14 protein-coding genes are annotated in these 21586 nt (G+C 68.3%); 8 read left to right on the top strand and 6 right to left on the bottom strand.

Going from position 1 to position 21586, the window contains the following annotated elements:
* Position 1: 1 nt before the first annotated feature.
* Positions 2-2803 carry a circularly permuted type 2 ATP-grasp protein gene (locus tag ACFXHA_RS10095; protein ID WP_379354916.1) on the bottom strand — a complete coding sequence of 934 codons (2802 nt, stop codon included), beginning with the start codon at positions 2801-2803 and terminating at the stop codon, positions 2-4.
* Positions 2804-2826: 23 nt separating this feature from the next.
* Complete coding sequence (locus ACFXHA_RS10100) at positions 2827-6423, bottom strand: DUF2126 domain-containing protein (protein WP_379354918.1); 3597 nt, start codon at positions 6421-6423, stop codon at positions 2827-2829.
* A gap of 364 nt (positions 6424-6787) precedes the next feature.
* Between ACFXHA_RS10100 and ACFXHA_RS10105 the strand changes: the two genes are divergently transcribed.
* Complete coding sequence (locus tag ACFXHA_RS10105; protein WP_379354920.1) at positions 6788-7429, top strand: hypothetical protein; 642 nt, start codon at positions 6788-6790, stop codon at positions 7427-7429.
* A 119-nt stretch (positions 7430-7548) separates the two neighbouring features.
* A complete protein-coding gene (locus ACFXHA_RS10110; protein ID WP_379354922.1) occupies positions 7549-7707 on the top strand; it encodes a hypothetical protein in 159 nt (52 codons plus the stop codon).
* A gap of 3 nt (positions 7708-7710) precedes the next feature.
* Here the strand turns inward: ACFXHA_RS10110 and recR are convergent, their stop codons facing one another.
* Positions 7711-8319, bottom strand: a complete 609-nt coding sequence (recR, locus tag ACFXHA_RS10115; RefSeq protein ID WP_379354924.1) for a recombination mediator RecR — start codon at positions 8317-8319, stop codon at positions 7711-7713.
* Between the two features lie 13 nt (positions 8320-8332).
* Positions 8333-8665, bottom strand: a complete 333-nt coding sequence (locus ACFXHA_RS10120) for a YbaB/EbfC family nucleoid-associated protein (protein WP_379354926.1) — start codon at positions 8663-8665, stop codon at positions 8333-8335.
* Between the two features lie 101 nt (positions 8666-8766).
* Between ACFXHA_RS10120 and ACFXHA_RS10125 the strand changes: the two genes are divergently transcribed.
* Positions 8767-9570, top strand: coding sequence for a MerR family transcriptional regulator (locus tag ACFXHA_RS10125; RefSeq protein ID WP_379354928.1), 804 nt, complete (start codon positions 8767-8769; stop codon positions 9568-9570).
* Between the two features lie 13 nt (positions 9571-9583).
* Positions 9584-9931, top strand: coding sequence for a VOC family protein (locus tag ACFXHA_RS10130; protein ID WP_379354930.1), 348 nt, complete (start codon positions 9584-9586; stop codon positions 9929-9931).
* Positions 9932-9944: 13 nt separating this feature from the next.
* Here ACFXHA_RS10130 and ACFXHA_RS10135 read toward each other — a convergent pair whose 3' ends face one another.
* Positions 9945-10379 carry an SRPBCC family protein gene (locus ACFXHA_RS10135; protein WP_379354932.1) on the bottom strand — a complete coding sequence of 145 codons (435 nt, stop codon included), beginning with the start codon at positions 10377-10379 and terminating at the stop codon, positions 9945-9947.
* 145 nt (positions 10380-10524) lie between these two features.
* On the opposite strand from ACFXHA_RS10135, the gene ACFXHA_RS10140 reads away from it, so the two are divergent.
* Positions 10525-11424, top strand: coding sequence for a hypothetical protein (locus ACFXHA_RS10140; protein WP_379354934.1), 900 nt, complete (start codon positions 10525-10527; stop codon positions 11422-11424).
* On the opposite strand, the gene ACFXHA_RS10145 is transcribed toward ACFXHA_RS10140, so the two are convergent.
* A complete protein-coding gene (locus ACFXHA_RS10145; protein ID WP_379354936.1) occupies positions 11421-12614 on the bottom strand; it encodes an SLC13 family permease in 1194 nt (397 codons plus the stop codon). The two genes, ACFXHA_RS10140 and ACFXHA_RS10145, sit on opposite strands and share 4 nt — an antisense overlap.
* Before the next feature lie 66 nt (positions 12615-12680).
* Between ACFXHA_RS10145 and ACFXHA_RS10150 the strand changes: the two genes are divergently transcribed.
* The 3 genes from ACFXHA_RS10150 to ACFXHA_RS10160 all read left to right on the top strand — a co-directional run bounded on the left by ACFXHA_RS10150 (position 12681) and on the right by ACFXHA_RS10160 (position 21527).
* Positions 12681-18548, top strand: a complete 5868-nt coding sequence (locus tag ACFXHA_RS10150; protein ID WP_379354938.1) for a pentapeptide repeat-containing protein — start codon at positions 12681-12683, stop codon at positions 18546-18548.
* Between the two features lie 235 nt (positions 18549-18783).
* Positions 18784-20214 carry an FAD-binding oxidoreductase gene (locus tag ACFXHA_RS10155; RefSeq protein WP_379355065.1) on the top strand — a complete coding sequence of 477 codons (1431 nt, stop codon included), beginning with the start codon at positions 18784-18786 and terminating at the stop codon, positions 20212-20214.
* Entirely contained in the window at positions 20211-21527 is a 1317-nt protein-coding gene (locus ACFXHA_RS10160; RefSeq protein ID WP_379354940.1) for a class I SAM-dependent methyltransferase, read from the top strand. Before ACFXHA_RS10155 ends, ACFXHA_RS10160 begins: the two co-directional genes overlap by 4 nt.
* Positions 21528-21586 lie beyond the last annotated feature (59 nt).

The raw sequence follows: 21586 nt of genomic DNA on the forward strand, positions 1-21586 counted from the left end.
GCTAGCCCACCACCCTGGTGGAGCCCCACAGGGGCTGGATGTCGCGGGGCACCGCGAGCCGGGTCGCCTCGAAGGAGTCCGACAGCTTGCGCAGCCGCAGGTGCACGCCGTCGAGCAGTTCGGCCAGGTCGGTGCGGCGGCCGGTGGCGTCGGTGGCCTCCAGGTCCGCGGGGTCCACGCGGCGCAGCATGCGCTGGGCATCGGCCAGGAGTCGTTGCGGGCGTGAGGATCCCGAGGCCCCGGGCAAGGACAGGAAGTCAGCGTCCAGGCGGTCCAGCTGATAGGCCAGCGAGCGCGGATTGTGCTCGTCGAAGAGCAGCAGCCCGGCCACCGCGGCGATCCGGACCGAATCCCGGTGGCGGCGACGGTAACTCACCGCCGACACGGTGGCGGCCAGCACGGCGTCGGTCACCACCCGGCCGGACTCGGGCGGGTAGCTGTCGGTGAGGGCCGAGGCGAGCAGCGCCGAGAGCGCCAGCGCGCGCTCGATGCGGCGGCCGATATCCATGACGTGCCAGCCGGTGTCGCGCACGGTGGACTCCGCGTCGATGCCGGTGAGGGCCAGCAGACCCGACAGCGTCTTGGAGTGCACGGCCGACAGTGCCGCACCACGATCGCCGCGCCCGCCACGGTATTCGGCCAGGGCGCGGTCGATGGCGCCGAGCACCATCCAAGTGTCGGGTGAGAGCTGATCACGCACGGCGCGTGCGGCTTTCGCGTAGCGCTCCACGGAATAGGCGACGGAACCGGCGAGTTCACGGTCGATGGTGAGCGAGACCAGGTAGTCGTGATCGCGGCGGGACGCGCCGGGCAGCGCGATCGGGACGGTCGGCTCGTCGGAGTACTCGCGGCGGCCCGAGGGCTTCGTTCGAGACTGAGACTGAGACTGAGACTGAGACTGCGACTGCGACTGCCCCTGCGATTGGCTCTGCGCCTGACGCCGGCGGGTGCGTCGCCGCTCCGCCGATTCACGTTGCGCCACACTTCGCTTCGGTGCGGGCAAGGGGGCTCCGGTCATCCGGCCGAGGGCGGCCATCAGGATCGGCATGGCCTCCGCGCCCTCCATCCACGGCCGGTAGCGGTAGTCCTGGTGGCGGTCGTGGATGGCGCTGAGCAGGCGCACGGTCACCTCGGCGCGCTCACCGTAGCGGCCCAGCCAGAACAGGTCGTTGAGCACGCGCGGCGAGCTGACCACATCCACCGGGGTGAGGGCGGCCACGCGACGCTCCCGCTCCTCGGGCACCTCGACGGCGGGCACGGCCGGGACGGCAGCGGGCGCGGCCCGCACCCAGACGTCCTTGGCGGCGGCCTCGCCGATCATGCCGTCGGGTCCGCCGCGTTGATGCAGCTGCCCCAAACCGCCCTGCATGACGCGGTATCCGACGCGGCCGGCCAGGGAGAACAGCCGGAACTCGACGGGCGCGGCGGCCAGTCCGCCCGCAGGGTCGACGGCCGGGGCGACCGAGAATCGGGCCGGGTCCTGGCCGACCCACTTCCAGCCTTCGGCCTCGATGCGGGCACGCCACTCCGCACGCTGGACGGCGGTGAGCAGGGGGCCGAAGACAGTGGTGTCGTCGACCGCGGAGCGCAGAATCAGGCGGTGCAGGTTGGTGCTCAGGTGGGACCGTTCGGAATCGTCACCGCCCCAATAGGAGTCGATTGCGGGCAGCGTGAGTTCCTCGTCCAGCAGCCGCCGCGACAGTCGGGGCAGGAACGCGGAGAGCGCGGGGTTCTCCAGCAGCCCGCTGCCCAGGGTGTTGACCACCGTGACCGCGCCGCGCCGCAACACCTCCACCAGACCGACCACACCCAGACGCGAATCCGGCCGCAGGTCCAGGGGATCGGAGAATTCGGCGTCCACCCGGCGCAACACCACGTCGACGCGTTTCAGGGTGCCCAGCGAGCGCATCCACAACCGGCCGTCCCGCACCACCAGGTCGGCGCTCTCGACCAGTGGGAAGCCCAGTACAGAAGCCAGATACGCCTGGTCGAAGGCGGTTTCGGAGTGCACGCCCGGGCTCAGCACCACCACCACCGGATCCTCGTCGGCGGCTTGCGGGGCGGCCTCGATGAGCATCAGGCGCATGGCCCGCACGAACGGGGTGAGCGGGCGCGGGCTGGCCAGTTCGAAGGCCTCGGGGATGGCGGCGGAGACCACCCGACGGTCGGCCAGCGCATAGCCCGCGCCGGAGGGCGCCTGCGCCCAGTCGGCGAGGACCCGGAAACCGCCGTCGCTCCAGCGGCTCACATCGCAGGCGTGCAGGAACAGCTGATGCCGTCCCGGCAACGAGATGCCGTGCGCCGCACGCACATACCCACGGTGGGCGAACACCACCCGGGGCGGCAGCAGGCCCTCGACGAGGGTGCGGCGCGGGCCGTAGATGTCGGTGAGCAGCGCGTCCAGCAGCCGGGAGCGTTGCACCACACCGGATTCCAGCGTGGCCCAGTCGGTGTCGGACAGCAGCAGCGGGATCGGATCCAACCGCCACGGTGACGGGGTGGCGGGTTCCTCGCCGGTGGTGAGTTCGGTGTAGGTGATGCCGTCGTCCTCGATGAGGCGGCGGACCCGATCGTCGATCCGGTGCAGGCCGGCGCGGCCCTGGTCGAGGAACTCGGCGGACAGGTCGGCCCACATGCTGCGCAGGCGGCCGTCGCGATCGACGAGTTCGTCGTAGTAGCCGCCGGTGGGTATGCCACAGGCGTCCCGTGCGCCGGTGTCGGCCGCGGCGGCACGGTAATTCGCGAATTCACCGAGCACTTCGCGACGTGCGTCCCCGGGCGGCACTGCGTCGAGCACTGTCACCGCTACCACTTCCCCGGGTATGCCTATCGATCGCCGACGATGCCCCACACGGTCCGCGCCCTACGCAGATCGAGTATCCCGGGTGCGCCGATGTCTGTCGCCTGTATAGCCATTTTGGCACGCAAATCGGCGATATCCACCGGACCCGGGGTGTGGCCGGTGGATTCGAAGCGACGGTTGCGCCGCGATTGCGCCACCACCGAATTCACCGGTGGTCCGGCATAGAACATGCCGCCGGGATGGCTCACGTGATAGGTGCAGCCGCCCCGCGACAGACCGGTCTCCAGTTCGATCACGTCGAAGACCAGGGGCGCGTCGACGGTGATCGTCGGATGCAGGGACTCCGGCGGCTGCCAGGCCCGATAGCGCACGCCCGCCACCTGCACGTCGGCCCGGCCGGCCGCGATCAGCGGCAGCGGAAAACCGTTGCAGGTCACCACATAGCGGTCCCGGTCGGCCCCGGTCACCCGGATCTGCAGGCGTTCCACCGAGGAGTCGACATAGCGGGCGGTCCCGGCGACGGTGGTCTGCTCGCCGAGCGTGTTCCACGGCTCGATCGCCCCGCGCAGTTCGATTTCCATATCCCCGAGTACCACCGTGCCGAAGCGCGGAAAACGAAACTCGGAGAACGGATCGAGCCAACTGGTATCGAATTCGATACCGTGCGCGCGCAGATCGGCCGCGACCTCGGCGATATCGGCCTGCAGGAAATGCGGCAACAGATAACGGCCGTGCAGATTCGCGCCGTGCCGAATCAGCGGCGCGGTGTACGGGTCTTCCCAGAAGCGCAACACCAGCGCGCGCACCAGCAGCGACTGCACCATGGCCATGCGGAAGTGCGGCGGCATCTCGAACCCGCGCAACTCGACCAGGCCGAGGCGGCCGCGCACCGAGTCCGGGCTGAAGAGCTTGTCGATACAGAACTCCGCACGGTGGGTATTGCCGGTGAGATCGGTGAGCAGGTGCCGCAACGCGCGGTCGACCGCCCAGGGTGGGGCGACGGCGTCCGAATCGTCGGCACGGTTGAGCCGGGCGATCTCCGCGAACGCGATCTCCAACTCGTACAAGGCGTCTTCGCGCCCCTCGTCTACGCGCGGAGCCTGCGACGTCGGACCCACGAAGCGCCCCGAGAACAAATACGACAACGCCGGATGCCGCTGCCAATAGGTCAGCATCGAGACCAGCAGATCCGGTCGCCGCAGCAGCGGCGACCGCGCCGGGGTGGCACCGCCCAGTGTGATGTGATTGCCGCCGCCGGTGCCCCGGTCGGTGCCGTCCACATCGAAGGATTCGGTGCTCAGCCGGGCCAGCCGGGCCTGTTCGTAGAGGGTGTCGAGCAGCTGAGACTGCTCGGCGAAACCCGAAGTGGGCTGGACGTTCACCTCGATCACGCCCGGATCCGGGGCGACGGACAGCGTGTGCAACTTGCCGTCGGCGGGCGGCGGATAGCCCTCCAGTACGACCGGCCGCCCGAGGGCGACGACCGCCTCCTCCACCCGGCGCACCAGATCGCAATAGGCGCCGAATTCCGCGATGGGCGGCAGGAATACGAACAGCCGACCGCCGCGCACCTCGGCCACCACGGCGGTGATGGGCGCGCGCTCGGCGGATTCCACCACCGCGGGCGGCTCGTCCTCGCCCAGCGGCCGGCGCGGCGCGAACGGGTCCGCCTCGGGGCGCGGCGGGGGCGCGTTCCAGGTGATCGAACCCAACGGCAGGCGCAGACCGGCCGGAGAATCGCCCTCCGTCAACATGATTCGGCCCCGGCGCAGTCGCCAGTCGGCACTCGCCCAACCCGCCTCGTCATCGCGGCGATACAGCGACAGCACGTAGGCGGCGGGCTCGTCGACCGCATTGTCCAACCGCGCCAGCAGTTTCCGGCGCGCCGAGAGCGAATCCTGGCCCGCCTCCAGATCCTCGTCGGCCCGGACCGGATCACCGTGTGGAACCGCGGCTTTCGCCGCCAGACGCAGCAGCGCATCCTCGTAGGCGGGGCGCACCTGACTGTCGGGCAGGCCCAAACCCTGGGCGAGGTGGGCGATCAGCGCTCGCGCGGCCTGCGCGTCCGCGGTCTGCGGCGCGTCCTCCACGGTGGTCGCGGAGATCGACAATCCGGACGTGGCCCGATGCCCGGAAGGCTCCGCGGCAGCACCGCGCGGCCCCGGCGCATCGCTCGCGCCGCGCATCGGCGCGGCATCGATGCGACGACCTTGCACTCCGTTCTTGCGCCGCCGCGTACCGCCATTGCCTTGCGCCACCGGGCCGTCGGTCGCGATCGGCCGGGCGGTATCGGTCTCGAGCGGCCCTGTCGTGTCGGCCGTGTCGGGCTTCGGATCGGGGTCGATCGAGAACGGGTGGGTGAGCAATTCCGGATGCCGCCACAGCGGTTCGCCGTCGTCGCGCCACAGCAGGGCGATTTCCCAGCGCGGCAAGGGCTCTCCCGGATACCACTTGCCCTGCCGGTACTGCACCAGACCGGTCGGGGCGTAGATGCGGCGCAAGCGTTCGGCCAGGTCCGCGGCGCGTTCGCGCTTGTGCGGGCCGTCGGCCTCGGTGGTCCATTCCGGACCGGTCTGATCGTCGAGGGAGACGAAGGTGGGCTCGCCGCCGACGGTCAGGGCGATTCCGGCCGCTTCGGTGCGGGCGTCCACGGCCGCGCCCGCCACGCTGATGCGCTCCCACTGAGAATGGGTGTAGGGCAGGGTGACTCGCGGATCCTCGTGGATGCGGCGCACGGTATTGGAGAAGTCGAGGGTCGAGATGACCGGGTCGGTGGAGCCGGTGATCGCGGCCGAGGACACCGGATGCGGGGTGGCGGCCAGCGGTATGTGGCCCTCACCCGCGAACAGGCCGGAGGTGGGGTCCAGGCCCACCCAGCCCGCGCCGGGCAGGAATACCTCGGTCCAGGCGTGCAGGTCGGTGAAGTCGGCGGGCGGGCCCGAGGGTCCGTCCAGAGACGGTACGTCCTGGGCCAATTGGATGAGATAGCCGGAGACGAAGCGCGCGGCCAGGCCGAATTCCCGCAGGATGGAGACCAGCAGCCACGCCGAATCCCGGCACGAGCCCAGGGCGGAGCGCAAGGTGTGATCGGGTGTCTGCACGCCCGGTTCCATCCGGACGGTGTAGCCGACATCCTGGCGCAGCGCCTGATTCACGGCGATCAGGAATTCGATGGTGCGCGGCCGATCGGCAGGGGTGTGGCGCTGCACCCAGTCGAGCACCAATTCCCCTGGCCCGGAACCGTCTTCGCCCTCGTCCACCGGGCGCAGGTACGGCTCCAGGTCGGAGAGCAGCTGCAGCGAGTAGCCGAACGGGAATTGCTCCGCCTGCTCCTCGACGAAGAAGTCGAACGGATTGATGGCGTCCATATCGGCGATCAAGCCGACCACGATGGACAGTTCCGGCGTGGGCTCGTGGAAGACCAAGCGCGCCAGGAAGTTCCCGAACGCGTCCTGCTGCCAGTTCACCCAGTGGTTCCCCGGGGTGACCCGCAGCGAGTACGCCTCGATGGTGGTGCGCGTATGCGGGGCCGGGCGTAGCCGGACCACGTGCGGATGGACGCGCACGGGATGGTCGAAGGAATAGGTGGTGCGGTGCTCGAGGGAAACCTTGATCCCCATCTCTCCAGTTCACCACGACGAGGCCCTGCCACGCGGGCGTTTTTCCGACAGATCGGACGACACGCGGTGAGCTCCCACAGTTGTCGCACGCGGGTGATATCACCGTAACGACGCGTGAAGGAGGCAGCGGTGCAACCGAACGGATGCGCACTGTGTGAATCGGCCCTCGATCACTGCCACGGGACACTGATCGTGCACGCCGCGGGTTCGGTGGAATGCACCGAATCGGACTGTTTCGATACCGGCCGGGCACGACACCTGTTCGTGGCCGATTGCTCGGATGTGGCGGGCGGCTGTAGTTGCGCGACACCGGAGCTACGGACCGGTCGGCAGGACCGGACCGGGTAGCCACTAGCCTGGCCGGGTGAGCTACGACCTGGTTCTACTGCCCTCCGGTGCCGCCGCGTCCCCCGATGCGGTGGACGACTATCTGACCGCGCAGGAAGGTCGCCCGGCCGATGCTGTGGTCGCCGAGATCGCCGCCGAACTCGACAAGCGCAATGCGGAACTATCGGAGATCGACAGCTTCCTGGGCGCACCGGCGGCCGACGGCGTGCTGGGCGCGGCGCTGTTCGTGTCCACGCCCTACGACGCCATCGGGCACACCCGCGGCCTGCTCTTCGAGCTGGGCACGCCGCGCGGATACGCGGTGTGGGATCCGCAGCTGGCCTGGCTCAGCGATCCGGCGGAGTCGGTCACCGCGGCCGTCACCCACGGTGGCGCGGGGGAATTTCCGTACCTGACAAGACAACTCGTCGACGAATGGATTCCCGATCTGGGGCAGCCCGGCCCGTATCTGATCGTGGAAACCGGTGATCAGGTCTACATCCAGACCTATCGGCATCCGGACGGGCATTACGACCTCGAATACCGCGACGGTTCCGAGGATAAGCATTTCGCCGCCGCAGCTACGGACTCGCGAATTGTCGCCGATCTAATCTGGGGATGGGCGACCAGAGATCGTTCGGGCTTCACCGCACTCGAATGGCAACAGCTCACGTTCTGAGCCTCGAATAACAGAGAGATTTCAATTTCGGCTCGCCCACCCCTGCAATGAAGGCTACGCGCGTGCAGGAAAGCTAATGTTCAGTTATGAAGCTACGTCCGACATTGAGCGCAGGAACCATGCGTAAAGGGTTGGCGGTAGTGGCCGGATTGGCGGCCACCTTCGCGATCGCGGTGGCATTGCACGCCAGCGGCGCGGGCGCGGATATCCCCAGGAATGTGCAGCACATTCCATGCCCCCAGCCGGCGGCGCTCCCCGCACCGCCGACCTGGACATAGCTTCTACAGCGCCCGGCGGCCGGAAAGTGCTCGGCCCAGGGTCAATTCGTCCGCGAATTCGAGGTCGCCACCCATGGGCAGGCCCGAGGCCAGGCGAGTCACGCTCAGGCCCGGGAAGTCTCGCAACATGCGGACCAGATAGGTGGCCGTCGCCTCACCTTCGGTATTCGGGTCGGTGGCGATGATGACCTCGGTGACATCCACGCCGTCGTCCTGATTTCCGATGCGGGTCAGCAGTTCCCGAATGCGGAGCTGATCGGGACCGATACCCGACAATGGATCGAGTGCGCCGCCGAGCACGTGATAGCGACCGCGGAATTCGCGGGTGCGCTCGATGGCCTGCACATCCTTGGGCTCCTCGACCACACAGATCATGGTGCGGTCGCGGCGCGGGTCGGCGCAGATGCGGCAGAGTTCACCATCGGAGACGGTGCCGCAGACGGCGCAGAACCGCACGCCGTCACGCACCTTCTGCAGCGCCGCCTGCAGGCGGTCGATCTCCGGCGGCTCCACGGTGAGGAAGTGGAAGGCGATGCGCTGCGCGCTCTTCGGGCCGATGCCGGGCAGTTTGCCCAGCTCGTCGATGAGATCCTGAACCGGACCCTCGTACACCTACGCCGCCCGCTCAGAATCCGGGGAGCGCGCCGCCGCCGAAACCACCGGCAAGCGGGCCGAGCCGCTCGGCGGCCAGGTTCTGGGCGGACTCCATGGCGTTGTTGAGCGCGCCGATGACGAGATCCTGCAGGGTCTCGATGTCTTCCGGGTCGACCACCTTCGGGTCGATGGTCAGCGCCAGCACCTCACCGGTGGCCTTGATCCGGGCGCGCACCAGGCCGCCGCCCGCCTCGCCCTCGACCTCGGATTCCGCGATCTCCTGCTGCGCGGCCATGACCGCCTGCTGCATCTGCTGGGCCTGGGCCATCAAGGCCTGCATGTCGAAACCTTCACCGGGCTGCACGGCGCGTCCTTCCTGGGGGATGGTGATCGCTCCCCAGCCTAGTCGCCGACGCGCGCCGCTCCGCTTGACTCTCCCCTCGCTGGAGGGTGTTCGCTAAGGGCATGACAGCGACGGTTCCCATCGGCGAGTTCTCCCGGCTCACCTACCTGACCATCAAGACGCTGCGCTACTACCACGAGATCGAACTGCTGCAGCCGATCACGATCGATCCGGGCACCGGCTACCGGTTCTATTCGACCGCGCAGGTGGACCAGGCGCATCTGATCAAGCGGCTGCGGGAGCTGAACATGCCGCTGCCGGAGATCAGGGCGGTTATGGCGGCACCGGATCAGACGGCACGCGATGAAGCCATCCGCGTGCACCTGGAACGCATGGAGGCGGAGCTGGTGCGCACCCGCGACGTGGTGGCCTCGCTCAAGGCGTTGCTGCTGCCGTCGGCCGGGATCAGCGTCGAATACCGGTCCATCCCAAGCCATCCCGTGCTGGCGATGACGTCCGAGGTGGCGCGCGACGACTGTGATCAGTGGTGCGAGTACAGCTTCGGAACGCTCTACGAGCAGGTGGGGGCCGCCGGTCTGGCACCCGCCGGGCCCGGGGGCGCGACCTACGCACCCGAGTTCTTCGAATACGACCGCGGCGAGGTGGTCACCTTCGTGCCCATCGAGGCCGGCCATCGCGAACGCTTCGACGCCGTCCTCGACCTGCCCGCCCGCCGCTTCGCCATCGCGGTGCACGCGGGCCCGTTCACCGAATTCGACCGCACCTACGGCGCGCTGGGCAGCCATGTGGCCGAACACGATTCCGCGCTCGCCGAACCCGTTCGCGAGCGCTACCTGGTCGGTCCCGGCGACGCCGAACCGGCCGATTACCGCACCGAAGTCTGCTGGCCGATCGGCCGGCTCTGAAAAGGAGAGCACCATGGCACTGTCCCTCGGCAACATCACCTTCGACTGCCAGAACGCCGCCGCACTGGCGGGGTTCTACGCGGAGCTGTTCGAGCGTCCGGTCGACGACGGCGCGAACGAACATTTCGCGACCATCGACAATGACGCCGCCACACCGACATTCATGTTCATCGCGGTGCACGACAAGAACCCGGGCAAGAATGTCGTGCACCTGGACCTGCATTCACCGGATCAGCCGGCGGAGATCGCGAAGGCGATCGCCCTCGGGGCCAAGCACATCGCGGACTTCGACGAATACGGCGTGAAGTGGGCGACGCTCAGCGACCCGGAGGGCAACCTCTTCGACATCGCCCAGGATTGAGCGATACCGGGAACTAGGCGAGTTCCTGCTTCAGATTCTCGAGCACCTCGGCCTGGATCTTCTTCAGGCCGATCGGTGCGAAGATGCCCTCGAAGATGCCGCCGATGCCGCCGGCACCCTTCCAGGTGGTGCGCACGGTGACCAGCGAGCCGGAACCCGACGGGGTCACGGTCCACGCGGTCACCATCGAGGAGTTCGAATCCCGTTCGGTCACCATGGAATCGGAGACCGAGACCGCGGCACGCACATTGCGCTGCCGGGACTCGGTGGCCTGCAGCGTCCACTCCGCGACCGTGCCCGCGCCCTGTCCACCCTCGACCACCTTGTAGTCGCGGTAGTGCGAGGAGAGGATCTTCGGCCGGACTGTCTCGTAGTCGGCGATCGCGTCGAGTGTGCGCTTCGGATCCGCCGCGACGACGATCGAACTGGAGGCGCTGACCTGTCCCACCATGTGCTCCTTACTGATTTCGGGCTGACCGGCACTTCTGCCCTGTTACCGCTCGGTCATGCTACGCCGGATCCGGGTCGACCGGTTCGCTGCGCCGTGTCGGGTCGGGCACTTATCCTGGGGGTGCATTACGGGGGAGGACGCCATGTTGATGCGGTTCGCCACGTGGCTCCGGCTCAATATCGACGGGGTCGTGACGCTGGTCATCGCGGCCACCGTCATCCTGCTCGAGGTTCTGGACAAGACCAATGCCAGCTCGAATCTGGTGAGCGGCGCGATCCTGCTGGTGCTGAGCCTGCTGGCGGTGACGATCCTGCGGGACCGCAATCGCGTCACCCGCCTGGTGCAGGAGACCGCCGCAGTCCGGCTGCTCTACGGGGCCGAGGTCGATCAGGCGCAAGCCCGCGCCCGGCGCACCAGCAATCGCTGGATCTACAAGGGCGGCACCGGAACCTCGGCGCGGGTGACCACACTGCCGTTCTTCCTCGACCGCGCCCGCGCCGAACATCAGCTGATGAATCTGCAGGTGGAGATTCTGGACCCGGGCAACGAACAGCTCTGCCAGGCCGAGGCGCTGTACCGCAATTCACTGCAACCGGGCGGGGACGCGAACGGGCGGCCGTGGACGGCGGACCGGATCCGCAAACAGTCCTACGGGACCGTACTGGCGTGCGCGTGGTACCGCCAGCAGTCGGAGTTCCTCAGCATCGACCTGGCCTTGTCACCGGCGTTGACCACGTACCGGTGGGACATGTCCGACGAGATCGTCATCGTGAACCAGCGCGGCTCCAATACCCCGGGACTGCAGTTCGAGCACGGCAAGACCCAATACTCGGATCTGGCGCGGGAATTGGCGGTGAGCTTCAAACAGGGACGGCAGATCCCGCTGGGCCGCGACACCGAACTGCGGCCGCCGACCGAGCCGACCATCGTGCAGACGCGCCGCCTGCTCGATCAGCTGGGGCTGGGCCTGCCCGTCATGTACACCGACGAGGATGTCACCGAGATCGTGGAATACGCACTGCGGCCGGTGAATACGTTCTAGCCGGTGAGCAGCAGGCCCGCGGTGGCGGCGACGGTCGCGGTCACGCCGAGCACCAGGCCGGTGAGCACGAACTTACGCATCGGCACCCGAACCTCGTGGCTGCGGCAGAATTCCAGGCACAGCAGGGTGGCCAGCGAGGCCCACGGGGTCACCACCGGGCCCACGTTGGTGCCGATCAGCAAGGCCAGCAGCTGATTTCGCTCACCGTGGCCGATCACCGTCTCCCCCGCCGTATAGGCTGGCAAGTTATTGAGGACATTGGACAGCGCCGCGCCCGCGCCCGCGGCCCGGAAGATGCCGGGGCCGCTGGTGTCCTCGCCGATCAGATGGTCCATCAGCGTCGAGAGTCCGTACCGCGACAGCGTCGGCACCACCAGGAACAGGCCCGAGACGAAAACCAGTAGCTGCCAGGGCAACAGCGACCAGCGCAACGCCGACCGATCACAGACCGCGAAGACCAGCACCACGAGCGCGGCGGCCACGGCCGCCGCGAACCCGATCCGATCCCCCACGAACGGAATCGCGAGCACGAACAGCACGCACGCACCCCCGGACGCGTACAGCAGCACCCGTTCCCGCGCATCGGCCGGACGGATCGGCTCCGGCACCACGTAGCGGTCGGTCCCCCGCTGGTCGCGCCGCCAGTACCACCACCACAGGCACACCATGGTCACCGCGATCGAAAGCAACTGCGGCAGCCACATTCTGGCCGCGAACCCGGTGGCATCCAACGCCACCCGATCGGCCGCCAACAGATTGGTCAGATTCGACACCGGTAGCAGCAGACTCGCGGTATTCGCCAGCCACAGCGTCGTCATGGCCAGCGGCAGCGGCGGAATCCGCGCAGGCACCGCGAGCGCGAGCATGACCGGGGTCAGCAGCACCGCCGTCGTATCCAGATTCAGCACCGTCGTGGTCGTCGACGCGAACAACACGCACAGCAGGAACAACCCGACGTAATTCCCACCCGCCATGATCGCCAGCCGATGCGCGATCACATCGAACACCTTGGCCCGCCGCGCCAGATTCGCCAACACGATCACACTGCCCAGAAACAACAGCAACGGCGCGATCCGCCGCATGTTGGCCTCGGCATCCGCCCGCGGCAGCAGTCCCGTTGCCACACAGAGCAACCCGACGACCAACAGTCCTATCCGGACGGTGTCCAGCACGCTCGGTCGCCAGCGCATGGCCGATCGGACCCCTTTCGCAGAGAAAGGATCGGCGAGCCCGCCCGGGCGCGGGATACTGGTGGAGTGACGCTGTGGGGTGGGCAGTCTCGGTCGATCTTTGTCAGTTATTCGCCGGCCGATGAGCGGTGGGCGATCTGGCTGGCATGGCAATTGGAACATGGCGAGGCGCGGTACCGAGCCGTGCTGGCCGCGTGGGACTTCGATCCGGCCACCAACTACGGGGAGTTCGTGCAGCGTGGGGTGCGCGAGTCCGATCTGGTCGTGGCGGTGGTGACGGAGAACTATGTGTCGTCGCGGCATGCGAATCGGGAGTGGCAGGCCGCGTTGGAGGTGGATCCGGCGAAGCTGCTGGCGATCCGGGTCGGGGAGTGTTCGCTGGACTGGTTGCCGTCGGGAGTCGGGTTCCTGGACGCGGCCGGGGTCGGCGAGGCGGGGCCGGTGCGGCGGCAGGTGTTCGAGCGAGTGGAACGGCAGCTGTCGGAGCGCTGGACGCCACGACGGACGATCGATGCGCGAGCGGATGACATCTGGTCCGCGACAACCGATTCCGATGCGGTACGGCGGCGGCCCTTGTCGGCACCGGATTTTCCCGGCGATACGGCGGCGCAGCGCTCGCATGCAGGACTGTCGATTCTGCATGTCTCGGGTCCGCGATTCGGACGCGGCTTGCCGTCCGCCGATGTGCCCAGCGATCCGGAGGGTTTGCAGTCGCACATCTACGGCGCGGTCACCGATCTGGTGGACGCGCAGGCCCCGCCACCGGATCTGATCGTGGTCAGCGGCGATCTCACCGAATCCGCGCATCCGACCGAATTCCGCAAGGCCACTTCGTTTCTCAGCGGCCTGCGGGTGCTGCTCAAGCTGGAGCCCGACCGGGTGGTCATCGTGCCGGGCAATCAGGACATCTCCCGGCTCGCCTGCGACGCCTACTTCCGCGAATGCGCCGCCTACGACCGGCTTCCGGTGCAGCCGTACTACGCGAAACTCAAGCTGTTCGAGCAGATGTTCACCACCCTCTACCGGGGCCTGGACCATCTCGTCTTCGATGTCGGCCAGCCGTGGACCCTGTTCCCGATTCCCGAATTGCGGCTGGTGGTCGCGGGTTTGAACTCGACCATGGCGGCGACCCACGAGGACAAGGACAACTACGGCTGGATCGGCACCCGCCAGAAGGACTGGTTCGCCGGGCAACTGCGCGCCTACGAGTCGCAGGGCTGGTTCCGGCTGGGCGTGATCAGCCATGACCCCGCGCCCGGACCCGTGACGTCGCAATACGATCCGCGGGTCCTGCGCGATGCCGAGGCCGTCTTCCGGCGGCTGGGCCCGCGCCTGAATCTGCTGTTGCGCGGTCCCAGCCGGGCGGGCCGCTCGGTCGCGCATCACGGCGGCACCCTGCCCGTCCTGTCGGCTTCCGCACCCGGACAGGCCGAGCTCATCCATCTCACGGTCGACGGCCTGACCCGGTATCGCCTCGATGATGCCGCCGACCCGCCCGCACCGCAGGCCCTGGACTGGGCGAATTCGGTTGTCGCACTGCGCGGCCGAGCTCCCGTTCGGGAACTCCCCGCCCCACCGCCAGCACCGCGGCCGAGCGCAGCCCAGTCCAGCGAGACGGTGCGCCCGCACGAACTGCTGCTGGAACAGGTCACCGAGGTCTGTCAGGTGCGTTACCCGGACGCGCGCATCCGGCGGACCACCTCCGACCCGCCGTACCTGCTGGTCACCATCAACTCGGATCCGGTGATCGAACAGCTCATCATCGGCGCGCACGTGGGCGAGGTGACCGGGCAGGTCCTCGACGGATTCCTGGGACCGCAGCCCAAACCCGGCTCCCAGCTCATCTACCTCGGCCCCGATCCCGACCCGGACCTGCGCGACCGCGCGGCCTCCGAGGGCGTGCGCATCCGCAGCTTCGCCGACTTCCAGGGCCTGGCCAATCTGGACCGCTATGTGCGCCAGCAGTCGGCCCGGCTGCGCGAGGACACCGCCTACGCCGCCGATCTGTATGTGCCGCAGCGCTTCCGGATGCTGGCCCCGCGCGGGCGGGAGGTGCAGAACGATCTGGTCGCCGAACTGCTGCGACTGGTGAGCGCCGACGACGGCCGATTCGTCCTGCTGCTCGGCGATTTCGGGCTCGGCAAGACCTTCGCGCTGCGCGAGCTCACCCGGCGCCTCACCGAATCCGGCGCGGACCTGGTGCCCATCCTCATCGAACTGCGCACGCTGGACCGCACCAACTCGCTCGACACCCTGCTGGCCGCGCACCTGGCCAACAATGGCGAATCCCGCATCGACCTGCGCGCCCTGCGCTACATGCTCGCGCAGGGCCGGGTGGTGCTGCTGTTCGACGGCTTCGACGAACTGCTGACCCGGCTCAACTACGACAGCGCCGCCGAGCACATGGCCACCCTGCTGCAGGCCGCGGTCGGCCGGGCCAAGGTGGTGGTGGCGGGCCGCACCCAGCACTTCAAGTCCTACGACCAGATCGCGGCGGCGCTGCAGACCCGGGACGAGCCGCACCCGGACCGCTACATCCTCGGCGTCGAGAACTTCACCCACGAACAGGTGCACGCCTTCCTGGTGAATCGCTATGGCTCCACGAACAATTCGGCCAAGGCGGGTCCGTCGGCCGACTCCCGCATGCGACTGCTGCGCGGCATCCCGGATCTGCTGGAACTCGCCCGCAATCCGCGCATGCTCAGCTTCATCGCCGATCTCGACGAGCAGCGGCTGCGCACCGCGGCCGGGGCGCAGCAGATCATCGGCCCCACCCGGCTCTACCGGGAGATCCTGACCGCCTGGCTGACCTTCGAGATCGACCGTTCCCCCGAGCGCGCCGGCTCACAACTAACGCTGCGGATCGACGAACTATGGCTCGCCGTCACGTATTTCGCGCTGCGGGTGTGGGAGACCGGCCGCCCGTACCTGAGCCTGGCCGAGCTGACCGAGGTCGCGAACGCCGCGGTCGAGCGGATCGACGCGACCCGCCTCAATGTCGCGCAGTTCGTCCACACTCTCGGCTCGCGCAGCCTGATCGTGCGCGGCGAGGACAACCATTTCGGTTTCATCCACTCCTCGGTGCGGGATTGGCTGGTGGCCGCACACGTGGCCGAGCAACTCGCCGACGGGGTCGCCGCGCCCGCACCCCTCGGCCAGGCGCAACTGGAGCCGCTGGCCGTCGAATTCCTCTGCGACCTGGCCTCGGTCGAAGCACTGCGGACCTGGGTCGAAGGGGTGCAGGCGGATCCGGCCGAGCACGAGATCACCCGCACCAATGCCGCCCGCGTCGCCGCCCGGCTGCGCATCTCGCCGCACGAGGACCTGCGCGGGCTCAACCTGTCGCGCGAGGACCTGTCGTTCCGCAATCTGGCGCGGCTCGATTTCACCGGCGCGGATATGACCGAGACCAGGCTCTCGGGCGCGGTACTGGATCACGCCGTCCTGCACGGGGTGAAACTGGTTGGCGCGCAACTCGACCAGGCGTCCCTGGTGGGCGCGGATCTCCGGGGAGCCGATATGACCGAGGTCCAACTGGTCAGCGCGAATCTGCAGAACGCCGACCTGCGCGGGGCGCGGCTGCACCGGGCGCAACTGGATCAGGCGTCGCTGGTCCGGGCCAATCTGGGCCGCGCCGACCTGACCGGGGCCCGGCTGGCCCGCACCGATCTCACCGGCATGCGCGGGGAGGGCAGCCGCTGGACCCGGGCCGCCCTGCTGGATGTGGTGGGCGCGCCGATCGGCACCGATCTGGCCGGTTCCGGCCGGGTGCCCGGCACGCCGCCGCACACCGAATTCGCCCCGGCCGCAATCGGTGTCAAGCACGGGGTCGACGCGCAGAGCGGACGACTGCCGCGGCCGCTGGCCTTCAGCCCCGACGGCGGCACGGTCGCGGTGGGCTGCGATTCCGGCAGCGTGGTCGTCTACGGCGCGGACACCGGGCGGACCCTGCGCACCCTGCACGGGCACCGCGCCCGCACCTTCGCGGTCGCCTACACCGAGAAGGTGCTCGTCACCGGATCCGCCGACGGTACGGTCCGGATCTGGGACGCCGCCAGCGGCGCGGTGCGAAAGATCCTGCCCGGGCACGAGAACTGGCCGTGGCCGCTCGAAACCGACACTGCCGGCACCCTGCTCGCCACCGGTGACGCGGCCGGAACGCTGCGGCTGTGGCAACTCCCCGACGGGGAACCCGTGCACGAGTTCCCACCACCGGACGGGGTGCCGCAACGCATCTACAGCATCGCCCTGCACCGCGATCGGGTGGCGGCCGCGTATCACGATGGCACCGTGCGCATCCGGCGAATCTCCACCGGCCGCGAGATCGGCGGCTTCCAGGGCGCGCCCGGCCCGGTCCGGCGCGTCTGCTGGGATCCGGACGGCCACCTGCTGGCCGTCGCGGGCGCGGACGGCGCGCTGGGCCTGTGGGATCCGGACACCGGCGACCTGGTGCACGCGCTGGCCGGACACCCCGACATCGTCTACACGGTGGCCTTCCATCCGGTCGAGCCGATCCTGGCCAGTGGCGACCTCTCCGGCGGAATCCGCCTGTGGGACACCGGAACCGGCGAGCAGCTGACGCACCGCACCGAGCACGGCAGCGCCCGCATCCACTGGCTGGGCTTCGATCCCTCCGGGGACATGCTGGCCACCGGCGACACCGCGGGCGCGGTGTACGTGCGCGACGGCCGCACCGGCGCACCCTTGCACCGGCTCACCGGCCATACGGGTTCCATCTGGCCGTTCGCCTTCCGGCCGGACGGCAGTCAGCTCGCCGTCGCCGACGACCAATTCGCGCTGCGCATCTGGGATCCCGCGACCGGGGAGAACCTGCACACCCTCAACGGTCACGGCCGCCACGTGCGGGCGGTGTCGTTCAATGCCGACGGCAGCCTGCTGGCCGGCTGCGGCAATGACGGCAGTCTCCGGATCTGGGACGCAGCGACCGGGCGGCTCGCCCAGCGCCTCGAGGGCAGTTCGGACGGGCTGATCACCCTGGAGTCCGGGGTCTTCTCGCCGCAGTCCCCCAGTCAGCTGGTGACCGTGGGCAATGCCGGGCGGTTACGGATATTCGATATCGAGGCGGGTGCCGCGGAACGCGACATCACCGTCGACTCTGCCCCGGTCTGGGCCATCGCCTACGACCCGACCGCACGCTTCATCGCCACCGCCAACGACGACGACACCGTCACCCTGTGGACGCGCGCGACCGGCGGTGAGCACGCGGTCTGCGCCGAACATCGCGGGCGGGTGCGCTCGATCGCCTTCGACGCCACCGGCGCGCACATGGCCACCGGGTGTGATGACGGACTGGTTCGGGTGTGGGAGGTGGAGTCCGGGGAGTTGGTCGCCACCCTGTCGGATCCGGAGCATCGCGGCGGATCCGGCGGTCACCGGGTCTACGGGGTGGTCTGCCACGGCGACCGGGTCGCCGGGATCTCCTGGGACGGCACGGTCCGGATCTGGAGCGTGGCCGGTGGGCCGCCGCTGCACCGGCTGGACCTGCATCGCGGGCGGCTGTGGTGCGCGGCGGTGGACGCGGGCTCCGGCCTGCTGGCCACGGCGGGTGACGATCTGGTGATCCACCTGTGGGACCTCGCCTCCGGCAAGCATCTGCACACCCTGCACGGGCATCGAAACCGGGTGCGCTCCTTGGCTTTCGATCCCGCCGGTGGATTGCTGGCCAGCGGCGGCAACGACGGCTCGATCATGCTGTGGTCGCTGGCGGAACCGGATATCGCCCCGCAGTTGCGGGCCACCCTGCTCGGGCTGCCCGAGGGCTGGGTGAGCTTCACGCCGGACGGGCGCTACAAGACCGAGGGGCTGACCGCGGGACAGTTCTGGCATGTGATCGGCATGTGCCGCTTCGAGCCCGGCGAATTGGACCCGTATCTCCCCGAGATCTGCCAGGTCGAGCTGGACGATCCGTGGTGAGAACCGCTGTGAGAATCCATGATTGAGCCGAGGGCACAGCGCAATTGATCATCGCAATCCAATTGTTAGCTGTAGTAAGAATCATCACGACGGGACGGGGAATAGACTCGCAGCACGGCAGGTAGCGCCTGTCGGCACGCATGCAAACTGTGCGTGAAAAACCGCCCCGCCGGTGCTCTCCTGCTGGCCGTACCGGTCGGTGCACGCTAGGTTTCCGAGGGTGGCAGTGAGTCTGTTGGGGAACGGCGGCCGCACACCGGCCGCACACGAATCAGGTTTCGCCGCGCATCGCGCCGGGGTCGATCGGCTCTTGACCTCGTACCGCGCCATCCCGCCGGATGCGAATGTGCGACTGGCCAAGAAGACGTCCAACCTGTTCCGGGCGCGAGCGAGAACCAACGCGCCCGGACTCGACGTGTCCGGATTGACGCAGGTCATCGCGGTGGACCCGGAGGCCCGCACCGCCGACGTGGCGGGCATGACCACCTATGAGGATCTGGTCGCCACCACCCTGGAGTACGGGCTGGCCCCACTGGTGGTGCCGCAGTTGAAGACCATCACCCTCGGTGGCGCGGTCACCGGGCTGGGCATCGAGTCCACTTCCTTCCGCAACGGCCTGCCGCACGAATCGGTGCTCGAGATCGACGTGCTCACCGGAGCGGGCGAGATCATCACCGCGACCCGCGACGGCGCACACGCCGATTTGTTCCGCGGCTTCCCCAATTCGTACGGCACATTGGGGTATTCGACGCGGCTCAAGATCGAGTTGGAAAAAGTTCTGCCCTACGTCGCGCTGCGGCACATCAGATTTCACGATCTGCGCGAGCTGGAAGCCGCCATGGGGCAGATCATCGCCGACCGCGCCTGGGACGGGGAAACGGTCGACTACCTCGACGGCGTGGTGTTCACCGCCGACGAGAGCTACCTGACGCTGGGCCGCCAGACCGACGAACCCGGCCCGGTCAGCGACTACACCGACATGGACATCTTCTACCGGTCCATCCAGCACGATTCGCAGCAGCCCAAGCGCGATCGGCTGACCATCGCCGACTACCTCTGGCGCTGGGACACCGACTGGTTCTGGTGCTCACGGGCTTTCGGCGCGCAGAACCCGAAGATCCGCCGGTTCTGGCCCAAGCGGTACCGCCGCTCCAGCTTCTACTGGAAGCTCATCGCGCTGGATCACAAGTACGCGATCGGCGACAAGATCGAAGCGCGACACGGGAATCCGCCGCGCGAGCGAGTGGTGCAGGACATCGAGGTGCCCCTCGAACGGACCGCCGACTTCATGGAATGGTTCCTGCGCGAGATCCCGATCGAGCCGATCTGGCTGTGCCCCTTGCGATTGCGCGACGATCCCGCGAACACGGCCGACCGCCCCTGGCCGCTCTACCCGCTGGAACCCGGCCGCACCTACGTGAACATCGGCTTCTGGTCGGCCGTGCCGACCGTGCCGGGGCAGCCCGAAGGTCTGGCCAACCGCGCCATCGAGCACAAAGTGTCCGAACTGGACGGTCATAAATCCCTGTATTCGGACGCCTACTACGACCAGGATGAATTCGCCGCGCTCTACTACGGCGGCGGCACCTACTCCACCCTCAAGAAACGCTACGACCCGGATTCTCGTCTACTGGATCTGTATTCGAAGGCGGTGCAACGCAAGTGACCACGTTCAAGGACCGTTCCGACGTTTTCGCCGAGCTCGGAACCAAACTCACCATCGCGGAGATCTTCGAGACCTTGCTCGAGGGTCCGGTCCCCATCCGGCTGACGTGTTACGACGGCAGCAGCACCGGACCGGAGGACTCCGAGTTCGGCCTGGAGATCCTGAGCCCGCGCGGGGTCAACTACATCGTCACCGCACCCGGCGATCTCGGCATGGCCCGGGCCTACGTCGCCGGTGACCTCGCCACCACGGGCGTCGAACCCGGCGACCCCTACGAGCTGCTGAAGGCCATGGCGAGCATGAAGTTCCGCCGCCCGACCGCCCTGCAGCTGGTCGTCATCGCCCGCTCGCTGGGCTGGGACCTGCTCAAGCCGATCGCCCCGCCGCCGCAGGAGACACTGCCGCGCTGGCGGCGCATCGCCCTGGAAGGACTGCGGCACAGCAAGACTCGCGACGCCGAGGCCATCCACCACCACTACGACGTGTCCAATACGTTCTACGAGTACGTGCTGGGCGAGTCGATGACCTACACCTGCGCGGTCTACGAGGACCCGGCCTGGACGCTGGAACAGGCCCAGGAGAACAAGTACCGCCTCGTCTTCGACAAGCTGAACCTGAAGGCCGGTGACCGGCTGCTCGACATCGGCTGCGGCTGGGGCGGCATGGTGCGCTACGCCGCCAAGCGCGGCGTCCACGTCATCGGGGCCACCCTCTCGGCCGAACAGGCCGAATGGGCACAGGCCAAGATCGCCGAAGAGGGCCTGTCCGAGCTGGCCGAGGTCCGCCACTCCGACTACCGCGACGTGCGCGAGAGCGACTTCGACGCGGTGTCCTCCATCGGGCTCACCGAACACATCGGCGTCGCCAACTACAAGGCCTACTTCGAGTTCATGCAGTCGAAGCTGCGGGTGGGCGGGTTGTTCCTCAACCACTCCATCACCCGGCACGACAACACCCGCACCACCAAGGCGGGCGATTTCATCGACCGGTACGTGTTCCCCGACGGCGAGCTCTCCGGTTCCGGGCGGGTCATCTCCGAAATCCAGAATGTGGGCCTCGAGGTGCTGCACGAGGAGAACCTGCGTCAGCACTACGCCCTCACCCTCGCCGAATGGTGCGACAACCTGGTGAAGAACTGGGACGCGGCCGTCGACGAGGTGGGCGAGGGCACCGCCAAGGTGTGGGGGCTCTACATGGCCGGTTGCCAGCTCGGGTTCGAGCGGAATGTGGTTCAGCTGCACCAGGTTCTGGGCGTCAAGCTGGGTGACGACAAGGCGTGGACCGTGCCGCTGCGCCCCTGGTGGAAGGCATAGCGGGCTCGTAAAACGATGCGGGCGCGCGGCTTTCGCCGCGCGCCCGCTCTTTTGTGCCG

It is taken from the genome of Nocardia sp. NPDC059240 (assembly GCF_042753865.1).
Taxonomy (GTDB): domain Bacteria; phylum Actinomycetota; class Actinomycetes; order Mycobacteriales; family Mycobacteriaceae; genus Nocardia.